Source organism: Corynebacterium sp. 401_CJEI (assembly GCF_001076435.1).
Classification (GTDB): domain Bacteria; phylum Actinomycetota; class Actinomycetes; order Mycobacteriales; family Mycobacteriaceae; genus Corynebacterium; species Corynebacterium jeikeium_D.
The window spans coordinates 59668-73712 of the sequence record NZ_JVIP01000042.1 but is presented as its reverse complement, the minus strand read 5'-3'; the positions used below and the strand labels follow the sequence as shown (position 1 = coordinate 73712).

At 59.0% G+C, this 14045-nt stretch carries 13 protein-coding genes; 3 read left to right on the top strand and 10 right to left on the bottom strand.

Going from position 1 to position 14045, the window contains the following annotated elements; all coding sequences use genetic code 11:
• The first annotated feature begins 71 nt into the window (after nucleotides 1-71).
• Nucleotides 72-1496 carry a mycothione reductase gene (gene mtr / locus ADM64_RS09735; protein ID WP_101738674.1) on the top strand — a complete coding sequence of 475 codons (1425 nt, stop codon included), beginning with the start codon at nucleotides 72-74 and terminating at the stop codon, nucleotides 1494-1496.
• Here the strand turns inward: mtr and ADM64_RS09730 are convergent.
• The 4 genes from ADM64_RS09730 to ADM64_RS09715 form a co-directional block, all read right to left on the bottom strand.
• Nucleotides 1493-2956: a cobyric acid synthase gene (locus ADM64_RS09730; protein ID WP_049170796.1), complete on the bottom strand. Its 1464-nt coding sequence runs from the start codon at nucleotides 2954-2956 to the stop codon at nucleotides 1493-1495. The two genes, mtr and ADM64_RS09730, sit on opposite strands and share 4 nt — an antisense overlap.
• 3 nt (nucleotides 2957-2959) lie before the next feature.
• Nucleotides 2960-3871 carry a type I methionyl aminopeptidase gene (gene map / locus ADM64_RS09725; RefSeq protein WP_049194030.1) on the bottom strand — a complete coding sequence of 304 codons (912 nt, stop codon included), beginning with the start codon at nucleotides 3869-3871 and terminating at the stop codon, nucleotides 2960-2962.
• 68 nt (nucleotides 3872-3939) lie between these two features.
• Complete coding sequence (locus tag ADM64_RS09720; RefSeq protein WP_049194029.1) at nucleotides 3940-5787, bottom strand: penicillin-binding transpeptidase domain-containing protein; 1848 nt, start codon at nucleotides 5785-5787, stop codon at nucleotides 3940-3942.
• A 59-nt stretch (nucleotides 5788-5846) separates the two neighbouring features.
• Nucleotides 5847-7079 (bottom strand): M50 family metallopeptidase, encoded by a 1233-nt coding sequence (locus tag ADM64_RS09715; RefSeq protein WP_049194028.1) that lies wholly within the window; start codon nucleotides 7077-7079, stop codon nucleotides 5847-5849.
• Nucleotides 7080-7294: 215 nt separating this feature from the next.
• Between ADM64_RS09715 and ADM64_RS09710 the strand changes: the two genes are divergently transcribed.
• On the top strand, nucleotides 7295-7696 hold the full coding sequence (locus ADM64_RS09710) for a DUF2631 domain-containing protein (protein WP_016422566.1): 402 nt from the start codon (nucleotides 7295-7297) through the stop codon (nucleotides 7694-7696).
• Nucleotides 7697-7813: 117 nt separating this feature from the next.
• On the opposite strand, the gene rlmN is transcribed toward ADM64_RS09710, so the two are convergent.
• On the bottom strand, nucleotides 7814-8911 hold the full coding sequence (gene rlmN, locus ADM64_RS09705) for a 23S rRNA (adenine(2503)-C(2))-methyltransferase RlmN (protein WP_049189669.1): 1098 nt from the start codon (nucleotides 8909-8911) through the stop codon (nucleotides 7814-7816).
• 117 nt (nucleotides 8912-9028) lie between these two features.
• Between rlmN and ADM64_RS09700 the strand changes: the two genes are divergently transcribed.
• Entirely contained in the window at nucleotides 9029-9457 is a 429-nt protein-coding gene (locus ADM64_RS09700) for a lipopolysaccharide assembly protein LapA domain-containing protein (RefSeq protein ID WP_241486359.1), read from the top strand.
• Between the two features lie 21 nt (nucleotides 9458-9478).
• On the opposite strand, the gene ADM64_RS09695 is transcribed toward ADM64_RS09700, so the two are convergent.
• The 5 genes from ADM64_RS09695 to rpsB form a co-directional block, all read right to left on the bottom strand.
• On the bottom strand, nucleotides 9479-10384 hold the full coding sequence (locus ADM64_RS09695; RefSeq protein WP_049194024.1) for a phosphatidate cytidylyltransferase: 906 nt from the start codon (nucleotides 10382-10384) through the stop codon (nucleotides 9479-9481).
• A 39-nt stretch (nucleotides 10385-10423) separates the two neighbouring features.
• The gene (gene frr, locus ADM64_RS09690; protein WP_038628675.1) at nucleotides 10424-10981 is read right to left on the bottom strand and encodes a ribosome recycling factor; all 558 of its coding nucleotides are present in this window, start codon (nucleotides 10979-10981) and stop codon (nucleotides 10424-10426) included.
• Between the two features lie 83 nt (nucleotides 10982-11064).
• Entirely contained in the window at nucleotides 11065-11790 is a 726-nt protein-coding gene (gene pyrH / locus ADM64_RS09685) for a UMP kinase (protein WP_005509726.1), read from the bottom strand.
• Between the two features lie 181 nt (nucleotides 11791-11971).
• A complete protein-coding gene (gene tsf, locus ADM64_RS09680; RefSeq protein WP_049170780.1) occupies nucleotides 11972-12799 on the bottom strand; it encodes a translation elongation factor Ts in 828 nt (275 codons plus the stop codon).
• Between the two features lie 55 nt (nucleotides 12800-12854).
• Entirely contained in the window at nucleotides 12855-13676 is an 822-nt protein-coding gene (rpsB, locus tag ADM64_RS09675; RefSeq protein WP_040360682.1) for a 30S ribosomal protein S2, read from the bottom strand.
• Between the last annotated feature and the right edge of the window lie 369 nt (nucleotides 13677-14045).

Here is a 14045-nt window from a genome sequence, read left to right as displayed (position 1 = left end):
AGGAACTCGGAATAAATCAGCATTCAGTACGGTTGAACCAAACTAGTTTGACCAGAATGCTAGGAGTGCTTGTGACCACTGAGAATTCGCCTGAGACTACCCCACGCCACTACGACGTCATCATTATCGGAACCGGGTCCGGCAATTCCATTCCAGCCCCGGCCTACGACAATGTCCGTATCGCTCTGGTGGAGGAAGGACGTTTCGGCGGTACTTGCCTCAACGTTGGGTGTATTCCCACCAAGATGTTCGTTCTGGCCGCTGATGCCGCCCGCAACATCCGCGAGGCCAGCCGCCTGGGCGTGCACGGCACCTTCGACTCCGTTGATCTCAAGCAAATCCAGGATCGCGTTTTTGCCCAGCGCGTCGACCAGATTGCCGACGGCGGCGAGGCATACCGCCGCGGGGACGAGACTCCCAATATCGATGTCTACGACCGCCACGCAACGTTCGTCGGCCCTCGCACTATTCGCACCGGCATCGGCGAGGAAACCGTCGACATCACAGCCGACAACATCATCATCGCTGCAGGCTCCCGCCCTCACGTTCCGGGCCTCATCGCAGACTCCGGGGTCGATTACTACACCAACGAGAACATCATGCGCGTCGACAAGCTTCCGCGCGAAATGATCGTCGTCGGCGGCGGCTACATCGCTAGCGAGTTCGCGCATGTCTTCGCATCCTTCGGCACGAAGGTGCACATGCTGGTGCGCTCCGATGTCATGCTGCGTGGCTCAGACGCCGCTATCTCCGAGCGCTTCCACGAGGTTGCCTCCCGCGACATTGACATCCGTATGAACACCTCCATCACTGAGCTCTCCCAGGAGGGCGAGATCGTCACGGTCACGCTTGACGACGGCACGGAGCTCGCAGCCGATGCCCTGCTCGTGGCAACCGGACGCATCCCCAACGGTGACCGTATGGACCTTGCAGCCGGTGGTGTGGCGATGCACGACGATGGTCGCATCAAGGTTGACCAGTACGGCCGCACCTCTGCCGAAGGTGTGTGGGCGCTGGGCGATGTCTCTAGCCCGTACCAGCTGAAGCATATTGCCAACCATGAGGCCAAGGTTGTCTTCCACAACGTGCTGAATCCGTCGGACCTGCGCGAATTTGACCACCGCTACATTCCGTCGGCAGTCTTCTCACATCCGCAGATTGGTCAGGTCGGTATGACCGAGGATGAAGCTCGCGCCTGGGCTGCGGAAAATGGCACGGACATTACCGTGAAGGTACAGAACTACGGCGATGTCGCCTACGGCTGGGCGCTGGAGGATCGCGATGGCTTTGCCAAGTTGATTGCGGACCGCGCCACCGGCCGCCTGCTGGGTGCGCACTTCATCGGCGAGCAGGCTGCCACTCTAGTGCAGCAGTGCATCCAGATGATGAGCTTCGAAATGGATGTGCGCGAAGTTGTCAAGGGCCAGCACTGGATTCACCCAGCACTGCCAGAGCTGATTGAAAACGCAATCCTGGGCCTGGAGTTCGATAACTAGCCCAGCTGTTCAATACCTGTGGCCTGGGCCAATGCGGGCCCAGCCAGGTACTCCTCGACTGCATCGGCCAACAGGTCGATCTGCCGCAGCCGTTCTTCGGCAAACGAAGTATTAGAGCTGACCTCAAAGCCGTCTCGACCGACGGCAACTGCGACTTCGCTCAGCAACTGACGGCGCGCCTGATCATTTTCCAGGTAGCCGTGGCGGTGCGTACCCATCACCATGCCACGCCGCGCCCCTTCTTCAGGCTCAGTGATAAAGGGCGCCTCGCTGCTTCGCACAACCTGTCCATTGTGGACTTCGTAAGAGCCATCCGGGTGGCTCACCAGCGTCTTCGTCCCCGCGAATTCAATGTCGGTATCGAACACTCCAAGCCCGTTCACTGTCCCGGCTACCGACTCCACCGAGTCAGTGATGGTGGTGCAGAGCATTTGGAACCCACCGCAGATGCCAATCAGCGGCAACCCCCGGGCAGCTCGGTTCTCCAGCACGTCGTCAAGCCCACGCTCGCGCAACCACTTGAGATCGGCGACCGTCGACTTCGTCCCGGGCAACACGACCAGGTCGGCGCGAGCAACGACCGACGGATCGACCGTCCACTGCACGTGTACCCCTGGTTCACAGGCAAGCGCTTCGATATCGGTGGCGTTGGACACGCGCGGCAAGCGAATGGCGGCCACGGACAACGTTTCCGTACCCAGCGGTGCGTTCGCCGGCCCTACCGACGCACCAGCGACTGTACCGAGCGAATCCTCCGCATCGATCCACAGCCCCGGAATAAAAGGCACTACGCCGAGTACGGGCACGCCGGTGTGCTCGCGCACCACGTCCAATCCCGGTGTCAACAGCGAAACATCGCCCCGGAACTTGTTGACGATAAAACCGGTAATCCGCGCGCGGTCTTCGCGGCTCAAAATTGCATGCGTGCCGACGAAATGTGCAAGCACCCCACCGCGGTCAATGTCACCGGCGACCACAACCGGCAGATCAGCGAGCTCTGCCAACCCCATGTTGGCGATGTCTGACTCTCGCAGATTGACCTCGGCAGGACTACCAGCGCCTTCACACAGGACGACATCGAACTGCCCCCGCAACTCTTCCAATGTCTCCGCAACTACTCCGCGCAGCGCTTTTCTCCGCGACCGGTACGTCAGAGCGCTCACATGCCCATCGGCTTTGCCCTTGACCACCACCTGACTGGTGTGGTCCGAGCCCGGCTTGAGAAGCACCGGGTTAAAGGAGACATCCGGCTCCAGCCCACAGGCCAACGCCTGTAGAGCCTGCGCGCGCCCAATCTCGCCGCCGTCGAGCGTGACAGCGCAATTGTTGGACATGTTCTGCGCCTTGAAGGGCGCGACCTTCACGCCGCGGCGCGCGAGTAGCCGACACATGCCGGCGACCAGAACCGACTTACCGGCATCTGAGGTGCAGCCGGCAATCAGAGCTGCAGGGGCCTGCACGGTTTAGGCCTCGGGCTTCCAACCAGTCTGGAACTGGCCTGGCACGTTCTGCTCATCCGGCAGAGTGAGGATTTCATAGCCGTCGGAGGTCACCAGCACCGTGTGCTCGAACTGAGCTGTGAACTTGAAGTCATCATTCTGCACAGTCCAGCCATTCTCCCAGATGTGGTACGGCAGCTCACCGAGGTTAATCATCGGCTCGACAGTCAAAGTCATGCCCGGCTCGAAAATCGTGTCCTGGCTCGGCTCATCGTAGTGCAGGACAATCAAACCATTGTGGAACGTGGTACCGACACCGTGACCGGTGAAGTCCCGAACGGTGTTGTATCCAAAACGCTTAGCGTAAGACTCGATTACGCGGCCGATGACATTAATCTCACGGCCCGGCTTGATGACCTTAATGCCGCGCATGGTGGCGTTGTAAGTGCGCTCCACTAGCTGGAGGTGCTCCTCCGAGACATTGCCCGCGAGGAAAGTCGCGTTGGTGTCGCCGTGGACACCGTTCTTGTATCCGGTGACGTCGACATTGACGATATCGCCGTCTTCAATAACCTGAGTATCCGGAATACCGTGGCAGACAATCTCATTAAGAGACACACAGCACGACTTCTCAAAACCGCGGTACCCCAGCGTGGACGGGTAGGTGTCGTGATCCAACAGGTACTCGTGCACCACCCGGTCAATCTCATCCGTGGTCACGCCCGGAGCTACGGCCTTGCCGGCCTCCACCAACGCGTTGGCAGCAATGCGAGAGACCTCTCGCATATTTTCAATATCTTCCGGAGTCTGTACCAGCGGCTCGCCGACGCCTTCCTGAACCTCGTCCTTCCAGGCGTACTCCGGCCGTTCAATATGTGCCGGAACAGTGCGAATTGGCGTGGACTTTTGCTGAGTAAGTGGAGAACGCTGAGTCATGGAACATACTCTACCCCTACCCCCGGATTAGCCTTTCGGCCTGTGCCGGTTTCGAAGCCAGAAATGCTCTAGCCCTCGTCTCCTGAACCTTCATCCATATTGGCGAAGAAGGCATCGGTAATCGCCACCGCATGTTCGGATCCACCACCACCGACGATGAGCGTGGCGAAGGCCAAGTCATCTCGATAGCCAGTGAACCAAGCGTGCGAGCCGCCTCCATACTCGGCCTCACCGGTCTTGGCGTAGACCTCACCGCGTCCGGCAATGGCCGAACCGGTACCGGAGGTCACCACCGCCCGCATGAGTGAGCGAATCTCATTCAAAACCTCAGGTGGAAGTGGCTTCGATGTCTGCGACTGCCACGTTCCCGCGCTTGGCACGAGTGACGGCGTCGGAGTGCGCCCGGCCGCCACCGTCGCGGAAACCAGTGCCATGCCAAACGGGCTGGCCAAGTCATTGCCCTGTCCATAGCCCGCATCGATACGCTCGACTTCATCACTGCCGTCAGAAACGCTGCCGGTAATAGTGTCGAGGCCCGCGATGTGATAGTTGATGCCGATGCCGAAGTTCTTGGACTCCTCCTTGAACTGCCCTGGTTCCAATTTGTGAGAGATGTTGCCGAACGTGGTGTTGCAAGACCGCGCGAACGCATCGCTCAGCGAGGTATCCCCGACGCCACTTCCGTTGTAGTTGGTAACAATTCGCGGCCCGATCTCCATCGAACCTGGGCACGGCACAGTCGATCCCGCATTTAGCCCCTCGTGCTGCACACCTGCAGCAGCAGTGACAATCTTGTACGTCGATCCCGGCGGGAACTGTCCCATCAGCGCAAGGTCGCCGTCCTTATCCGCTTCCGCCGTCTGGGCTACCGCCAGAATCTTGCCCGTAGACGGCTGCACAGCCACCAGCATTGCCTTCGCATCTTGCCGCGTATCGACTGCCTTCTGCGCTGCGTCCTGCACCTTTTTACTAATCGATGCCTGCACCGCCGGGGCTACATCCGGAGACACCTCATAGAGCGTGCCGACGACTGCTCCGCCCTCGTTGGCCGCCACGATATTCCAGCCATCGGCACCGTGATCACCAGTGTCCACTAGCCTTTCCACACGGCTCATCAAATCAGGCGCAAACCCCGGGTCGGGTCGCACCATCGCTGCTTCATCGTTAACAGAAATTCCGTCAATGTCCGCGAGCTCATCCTTGACTCGCTGCGGCGTGGATGCCGGCAGCACAATCAGCGAAAAGTTACCCTTCCCACCAGCTGCCTGCTCCCCCACTGCTCGGGCGTCGAGCTTCGGACCATCTTCCGGCATTTCATTATTGATGACCGTCGCCGCCCGGTTAATCGACGACTGCACATTCTCCGCCCCATCACGGTTGAGAATTACCCGGTGCACAGTCCCTGGCTCGAGCAGGGCCGCACCGTCCGAACCAACCACAGACGGACGTGGAGCTGCGATAGTGCGCAATTCTGGGTGCTGATTACGCCCCAGCTGTGGATGCAGGGATGCTGGCGACCAGCGCAGTGCCCAATCACGCTGCCCCGACTCGGTCTTGGTCAGCGTGAAAGTGGTGTCATATCCCCAGCGTCGCTGATGCGGCAGCTGCCAATTCATGGTGACTTCGGCCGAGGACTGATTCGAACTGGAATCGATACCCGCAATTTCATACTCAAGCCCCTCCGGCTGGAGGCCGGCAGTGGCCGCCTTCAGATCTCCTTCAGCGGAATCCGGATGATCGGTCAGCGCCGCCGCCTTAGCGACATCCCCTCCCGCCAGCGCCCCCAGGAATTCCTCAAGCACCTCGCGCCCGGTGTCAGGCCGCGGCGTACACGCGGCGGATGACAACACCAGACCCGTGATTGCCACAGCCGAGATACTGCGAAGCAGGGGCTTGCGGCGCGAAGTTTGTTCCATGTGGGCTGACGTTAGCACCGCTTTGCTTTACGACGACGCTGGCGCGCCGCAACCTGCTATCAGCGGTTCAGCACAATTGGATTGACCACGTCAGCAGCCATAACCAGAACGCCGAAGACCAGCAAGACTGCGGTAAAGGCCATAGTAATTGGCATGAGTTTGGTGTAATCGGCAGGCCCAAGCGCAGGCTTACCGAACGGCTTGCGAATCAGGTCGCGGATGCGCTCATAAATAACCACGGCGATGTGGCCACCGTCGAGTGGCGGCAACGGCACGAGGTTGAACACGGCCAGGAAATAATTGAGGTTGGCCAGCAACAGGAAGAATGAAGGCCACTGGTTCATCTCCACCAATTCACCACCGGCACGCGACGCGCCGACCACACTCATTGGGCTGGCCGGGTCACGCTGAGCACCAAAGATAGAGGCGACCACGCCGGGAACCTTCTCCGGGATGGAGAGCAGCCCGTTCCAAACCGCCCCGAAAAGGCTGCCTGTGAAGCTGGCCGCACCGCCGATGGCAGTCACTGCGTTGTACTCGTGAAGGATGGTCTCTGGTCGCTGGAAGGCGATACCAATTGCTGGCTGGTCGATGTCCTGCCCGTCGTTAGTCTTGCGCTTGACGACTTCCGGGGTGACCGTGACCGTCTGGGTGCTGCCATTGCGGTCGATGGTCATTTTGATGTCGCCACCTGCAGAGCTACCGATGAGAGACACAGCCTCGGGGTAGGACGTGATCTTGGTGCCATTGATCTTCTCAATCACATCTCCGGCACGTAGCCCTGCGCGCTCTGCAGGACCGGAACCAGTGCAGGGCTCCAGCGTGCCGTCGGCACGCTGTGCCGGCGAGACGCACTGCACCGCCTGAATGCGTGGCGCCATTTCCTTACCCATGTTGGGCAAACCCCACGTCACGGCAATGAAGTAAAGAATGATGAATCCAACGATGAGGTTCATTGCCACCCCACCGAGCATCACGATAATGCGCTGCCACCACGGCTTCTTGTACATGGCGTAGGGTTCTTCGGCAGGAGCGATGGGATCCATTGCCGTCATGCCTGCGATGTCGCAGAATCCGCCAAAGGGAATTGCCTTTACTCCATACTCGGTGTCATGCCCACCTGCCGCAGCGTGATGCCGCTTGAAGGAAAACAGCGTTGGGCCGAAGCCAATGAAGTATCGACGCACTCGCATTCCACACAGGCGAGCTGCGGTGAGATGGCCCCATTCGTGAAGGGCGATTGTCACCGCGATGCCGATTGCGAAGAGTAAAACTCCAAGAAGAAATGTCACGAGTGCTCACCCTACCCCCACTTTGGGCAAACGAGCACACCGGCGAACAGTTTCCGGCCGGGCTAAGTCCCAATTTCAGCAAGTTCTAAGGTATCCTTACACCCGATACTCAAGATTGTCTGAAAATGCGCTCAGTCGCTTTCAGCAAAACCGCAGATAGACTGAAGTGCATATAGAGTGCAATTCGCCGAAAGTGTTAACAGGAGGACTTTCAAGTGAGCAACCACGAGCCAAAGGAAGAAATTTACCGCGGCGTCAGCACCCTCGACGAGCCGTCGGCGAAGTGGGGCTGGCACGGCATTAGCAAGAGCGCTATGCAGAAGGCCGGCTGGATTTCCGTAATCTTCCTGCTGGGCATGACCATTGGTAACCACAAGGGCAACGTCGAGAACTGGTGGCTGGTCGTCATCGCCGCCCTGATTGCTATTGGCCTGCTGTTGCAGTTGTTCGCCCCGCAGGGTTCTCAGGTTCGCACCGTTACCGGTCACAACAAGCCGGAAGGCCACATTGAGCCGGAGTGGGCACGCGACCAGGTAAACGGCACTGGCGTCTACGCTAACCTGACCGACTCTCAGCTGCGCTCCTGGAACCGCCTGCCGGAAGGCCAGAACCAGTAGAGTTAGCCACTTTTGCTGAAAGTCTGGCCTAACAGCTCTATAGCAACAGCTCTATAGCGCTACAGCGCACAAAAAGATCCGCACCGAATTCGGTGCGGATTTTTTGCTACTTGTCGGCTAAACCTCTTCGGCCGCCAGCTGACCACACGCTGCCGCAATCTCGTTGCCACGGGTATCGCGGACCGTGCACGGTACCCCCTGCGCCTGTACGCGGCGGACGAACTCCTCCTGCTGCTTCTTCGGAGAGGCATCCCACTTCGAACCCGGAGTTGGGTTGAGCGGAATGAGGTTGACGTGGACACGTGAGCCCAGAGCATTATGGAGCTTCTTACCCAACAGGTCTGCACGCCAATCCTGGTCGTTAATATCGCGAATCAAAGCGTACTCAATAGATACGCGACGGCCTGTCTTGTCTGCGTAGTAGCGAGCTGCATCAAGTACCTCGGCCACTGTAAAGCGATTGTTGATTGGTACCAGCTCGTCGCGAAGCTCGTCATCCGGAGTGTGCAGAGACACCGCGAGGGTGACTGACAGGTCCTCGTCGGCAAGCCGTCGGATGTTCGGCGCGAAACCGACCGTAGAGACGGTGACATTGCGCATCGAGATGCCGAATCCCTCCGGCGACGGCCGCGTGATGCGATGGACGGCGGCGAGAACGCGATTGTAGTTCGCGAGCGGCTCACCCATGCCCATGAATACGATGTTGGTCAGACGACCGCCCTCAGCTGCCATCGTGGCAGCGGCCTCACGAACCTGGTCGACAATCTCCGCGGTGGAGAGATTACGCTGCAGACCGCCTTGACCCGTCGCACAGAATGGGCATGCCATACCGCAGCCCGCCTGCGAGGAAATACAGAGGGTCGCACGCCCCGGGTACTTCATCAGCACGGATTCCAGCAGCGTACCGTCACCTGCACGCCACAGAGTCTTACGCGTTTCGCCGTCGTCACAGGTGATGTGCCGCACGGGGGTCAACAGAGGTGGGAAGAGACTGTCTTTGACCTTTTGACGGTCTGCTTCCGGCAGATCAGTCATCGTCATAGGGTCAGCCTCAAGCCGACCGTAATAGTGCCGGGCAATCTGATCGGCGCGGAAGGCCGGCAGGCCCAGTTCCTTGACCGCAGCCTTCCGTTCCTCAACATCGAGGTCCGCAAAATGGGTCGCGGGCATGCCGCGACGTGGAGCTTTAAGAACGATTGGAAGTGAAGATGCCATGATGGCACCCATTTTCGCATGTAATGACGGTTTTGGCCTAATGAGCGACTAGGCAGCCGCAACTAAGTGGACCTTTACAAGTGGTACATACCTGCCAAAACGTGTTGAATGATAGGTATGACTAACGCTAATCAGCCGAATAACGACAGTCCGCTTTTCGACGATACTCCGTCGTACTCTCCAAATGATTCAGTGGCTCCTGCACCAGAGCAGGACAACCTTCCAGAGCCAGTCGTTGACGCGCCCGCAGAGAAGGACTCCGCACCGGAGCCAGCGCCCGCTCCTGGCCGGCGCAAGGTGAAAAAGACTACCGCGGGCTCGATGTGGGTTGGCCTGGTCATCAGTGCAGTTTTGCTGATCGTATTGCTTGTATTCATTCTGCAGAATCAGCAGGAGACCACACTAAACCTGTTCGGCTGGGCCTGGAACTTCCCGGTCGGTGTCGGAATGCTGTTCGCTGCTATCCTCGGCGCCCTCATCACTGCGCTAATCGGTGGCTGGCGAATGTTTGATCTGCGCCGCCAGATTCGTAAGGGCGACAACTAAAGCCCGACTGAACCAGCCAAATTAAACCAGGCTGAAAAGCTGCAATATCAGCCACGTCATCGCGGCTGATGGCAGCATGCCATCCAGGCGGTCCATCAGACCGCCGTGGCCCGGCAATATCGAGGACATATCCTTAATCCCCAGATCGCGTTTGAACTGGGACTCCATCAGGTCACCAAGCGTGGCGGAGATAACCAAGGCAATGCCCAGCACGATGCCCTGCCACCACGGCGCGTGCAACATAAAGATTGCACAGAGCGCTCCAGTAATGGTGGCGAGTACGAGAGAGCCGCCGAATCCTTCCCAGGATTTTTTAGGGCTTACCTTCGGGGCCATCGGATGCTTTCCGAACATGACACCGGCGGCATAGCCTCCGACGTCATTGGAAATCACCCCGATCATGAAGGTCACAATGACCAGACGTGGGTCGACTCCCCAGGGATTGTCCATGTGCACCAGCTGCACAGCTAGCGCCGCAAAGAACGGAATCCACATCACCACGAAAACTCCGACTGCGACATCCCGCAGCCAGTTCCGTGGTGCTTCAGCCATCCCGTGCAAAAACAGACGGGTGACTAGTAAAAGCATCAGGGTAACAGTCAGGCCCATGACCAGACCGTCAATCCCCCAGTAGGCGGACAGCCACACCATCAGCTGTCCGCCGAGAATCAGAACCGGGCGAGGGACCTGCCAATCGGACTCGCGGAGCCGCTCGCAGACCTCCCAGGTTGCAAGGCCAACCGCCGCGGCGACCAGAACGGTCCAGGCGAGCGCCCCCAGCAGTAAGCCGATGATGACGACTGCACCAAGTGCTACGCCCACCGTAATTGCAACCGGCAGGTTCCGACCTGCCGAGTTACGCGGCTTAATAAGCCGTAGCTCGTCTAGAACACGTTCCTTATTGGACGCTGGCTTCGACGTTGGCATTGGCGCCTCAAATCCCCTCTCCCGGTTGAATATGAAGGCCTAAACCTCCATCAGTTCCGCTTCCTTGCGCTCAACCAAGGAGTCCACCTGCTCGACGTAGTTCTTGGTGACCTGGTCCAGCTCCTTTTCGCCTGCCTGCACCTCGTCCTCGCCAGCGTCGCCGTCCTTCTGAATCTTCTTCAGAGTTTCCATGCCCTTACGACGGACATTGCGAATCGCAATCTTGGCGTCTTCACCCTTCGAACGTGCGACCTTGACCATCTCACGACGGCGCTCCTCGGTCAGCTGCGGGATAGTTACGCGCAGAACCTGGCCATCATTAGTCGGGTTCACGCCCAGGTCGGAGTTGCGAATCGCGTTTTCGATGTCGCCCATAACGCTCAGCTCATACGGCTTAATTAGCAGCATGCGCGGCTCCGGAACCGAAATGGTAGCCATCTGGGTAATCGGAGTCGGAACACCGTAGTACTCCGCAATAACGCCATTGAACATCGCCGGGTTCGCACGACCAGTGCGAATGTGCGTCAGCTCCTCGCGGCAGTGCTCTACGGAGCTACCGTACTTTTCTTCACAGTCAAGCAGGACTTCATCAATCATTGTGCTTTTAACCTCGGGTTTCTACTCGGGTTCTAGATAGTTCTAGAGCGCTCTGTGGAAAGAACGTATTACGAACAAATTTATCAGCTGTGGACGAGAGTACCGATTTGCTCACCGGCTACCGCGCGCGCAATGTTTCCGTCGGTAAGCAGATTAAACACGAGAATCGGCATGTTGTTGTCCATGCACAGGGAGAAGGCGGTGGCATCAGCAACGCGCAGGTCCCGTTCCAGAACCTCACGGTGGGTGATGTCATCGAACAGCTCTGCGTCCGGCACCTCACGTGGGTCGGCCGAGTAGACACCGTCAACGGCCTTGGCCATCAGCAGCACCTCGCAGCCGATCTCCAGGGCGCGCTGGGCGGCAGTGGTGTCGGTGGAGAAGTACGGCATACCCATACCTGCACCGAAGATGACCACGCGGCCCTTCTCCAGGTGGCGCTTAGCACGCAGCGGCAGGTACGGCTCTGAGACCTGTGCCATGTTGATAGCAGTCTGCACACGGCAGTCCACGCCCTCCTGCTCGAGGAAGTCCTGCAGAGCCAGGCAGTTCATAACCGTGCCCAGCATGCCCATGTAGTCAGAGCGTGCGCGGTCCATGCCGCGCTGCTGAAGCTGTGCGCCACGGAAGAAGTTACCGCCGCCGATGACGACACAGACCTCGACGCCCTTTCGGGAAACTTCCGCAATCTGTCGGGCAACGTTTTGCACCACGTCCGGGTCAACGCCAACCTTGCCGCCACCGAACATCTCACCACCGAGCTTGAGCATCACACGCTTGAAGCCATTGCGCTCGACAGATTCTGCCATGACCATGCACCTTTCTCACACCGTTTAAAAAGTCGCAGACGAGTCTACCCGGTCACGACAGCAAGGCACACTTGACGCTCCGCATTATCGGCTGCAGGACAGCAAAATGCCCCGCCCGGGTTCCCGAGCGGGGCATTTAAACTAGCTCACAGCTAGAGGCTTATGCACAAATTACAGCGAATTAGTGCTGGCCAACCTCGAAGCGAACGAAACCGGTCAGGGTAACGCCAGCCTCTTCCATGAGCTGCTTAACGGTCTTCTTGCTGTCGGCGACAGACGGCTGCTCCAGCAGAACAACGTCCTTGTAGAAGCCGTTCAGACGACCCTCGACGATCTTGGCGATAGCCTGCTCCGGCTTGCCCTCTTCGCGGGTGATCTTCTCGTAGACAGCGCGCTCTGCCTCGACGCGGTCGGCCGGGACATCCTCGCGGGACAGGTACTGAGCCTTCAGAGCGGCAACCTGCATAGCTGCTGCGTGAGCAGTCTCTGCAGCACCCTCGCCCTCACCGGTGTAAGCAACCAGAACACCGACAGCTGCCGGCAGGTCTGCTGCACGGCGGTGCAGGTAGACAGCGATGTTGTCGCCCTCGAGAGTAGCGGCGCGACGCAGCTCCAGCTTCTCACCGATCTTTGCGGAGAGCTCCTGGGTAGCGTCAGCTGCGGTCTGACCGTCGAGGTCAGCTGCTGCGAGCTCTTCCGGGGAGTTTGCCTTGACTGCTGCGGCAGCGTCGGCGACCTTGTTGGCGAAGTCGATGAACTCCTGGTTCTTGGCAACGAAGTCGGTCTCGGAGTTGACCTCGACCATGGTGTTACCAGAAACAGCGATCAGGCCCTCGGCGGCGGTGCGCTCTGCACGCTTGCCGACGTCCTTTGCGCCCTTAATACGCAGGATCTCGACAGCCTTGTCGAAATCGCCGTCGGTCTCGACGAGTGCGTCCTTACAAGCCTTCATGCCGGAGCCGGTCAGCTCACGGAGCTTCTTGACGTCAGCAGCAGTGAAATTCGCCATGCTGGGCGTTCCTCCTTGTGGTGGTTAGAACTTGTGGTGGTTAGAAAGTTCAGCTTTACTCAGCGGATGCCGTCTCAGTTGCAGTGGAGCCCTCGGCGTCCATCTCTGCAGCCTGGTCGGTGTTCTCAGCGGCGGACTCGATCGGAGCGTCGCCTGCTGCCTCGCGAGCAGCGTTGGCCTCGCGCTCAGCGCGAGCCTTGCGGCCCTCTTCAACAGCGGTGGAGATGATGCGGGTCAGCACGGAAGCAGCGCGGATTGCGTCGTCGTTGCCCGGGATCGGGAAGTCAACGTCATCCGGGTCGCAGTTGGTGTCCAGGATGGCAACAACCGGAATGCCCAGCTTCTTAGCCTCGGCGACAGCGATGTGCTCCTTGTTGGTGTCAACAATCCACAGTGCGGACGGAACCTTGGACATGTCGCGAATGCCGCCCAGGGTGCGCTCCAGCTTGGTGCGCTCACGGGTCAGCATCAGGATTTCCTTCTTGCCGCGACCCTCGTAGCCGTTCTCAGCAGCGTCCATTGCCTGAAGCTCCTTCAGGCGAGCCAGGCGCTTGGAAACGGTGGCGAAGTTGGTCAGCATACCGCCGAGCCAGCGGTGGTTGACGTATGGCATGTCAACGCGCTCTGCCTCGTTCTGAACGGCTTCCTGAGCCTGCTTCTTGGTACCGACGAACAGGATGTTGCCACCGTGAGCGACAGTCTCCTTGACGAACTCGAAAGCCTCGTCGATGTAGGTCAGGGTCTGCTGCAGGTCAATGATGTAGATGCCATTGCGCTCGGTGAAGATGAAACGCTTCATCTTCGGGTTCCAACGACGGGTCTGGTGACCGAAGTGGACACCTGCATCGAGCAGTTCTCGCATGGATACAACAGCCATGTCATATTCAGGGAAGATCCTCGCGTCCAGCCTGACTAGGGCTGCGGCTGCTTCCCTTCCTTTCTTATCCGATATAGGTGGTTACAGTTCACGCACAGGCTTTCCCTGTGCCCTAGCGCTCCCCCGCTGCCTCACACCCGACAGATATTCTTGCCGAGCACCCGTGAACCAGCCGGAATGGGTCGCGCGCGTAGTCTTTGTGCTAATGACCGCCCGATTAAGGCAGACACCGCGAGCGTCATCTTATCTGATACATCGCGCAGGTCGCAATATCTGACACGCCCTGCTATCCACAGGACAAAAAGTCATCCACAGCTAGAACCGTTTGCAATGCACTGCCGCTTGTCGACGGGTGTAGCGTCCGCCACA

Coding starts and splice junctions, on each gene's coding strand:
- map (WP_049194030.1), bottom strand. CDS start 3,871: ATGACTCAGCGTTCTCCACTTACTCAGCAAAAGTCCACGCCAATTCGC.
- ADM64_RS09720 (WP_049194029.1), bottom strand. CDS start 5,787: ATGGAACAAACTTCGCGCCGCAAGCCCCTGCTTCGCAGTATCTCGGCT.
- rlmN (WP_049189669.1), bottom strand. CDS start 8,911: ATGGCATCTTCACTTCCAATCGTTCTTAAAGCTCCACGTCGCGGCATG.
- ADM64_RS09700 (WP_241486359.1), top strand. CDS start 9,029: ATGACTAACGCTAATCAGCCGAATAACGACAGTCCGCTTTTCGACGAT.
- ADM64_RS09695 (WP_049194024.1), bottom strand. CDS start 10,384: ATGCCAACGTCGAAGCCAGCGTCCAATAAGGAACGTGTTCTAGACGAG.
- frr (WP_038628675.1), bottom strand. CDS start 10,981: ATGATTGATGAAGTCCTGCTTGACTGTGAAGAAAAGTACGGTAGCTCC.
- pyrH (WP_005509726.1), bottom strand. CDS start 11,790: ATGGCAGAATCTGTCGAGCGCAATGGCTTCAAGCGTGTGATGCTCAAG.
- tsf (WP_049170780.1), bottom strand. CDS start 12,799: ATGGCGAATTTCACTGCTGCTGACGTCAAGAAGCTCCGTGAGCTGACC.
- rpsB (WP_040360682.1), bottom strand. CDS start 13,676: ATGGCTGTTGTATCCATGCGAGAACTGCTCGATGCAGGTGTCCACTTC.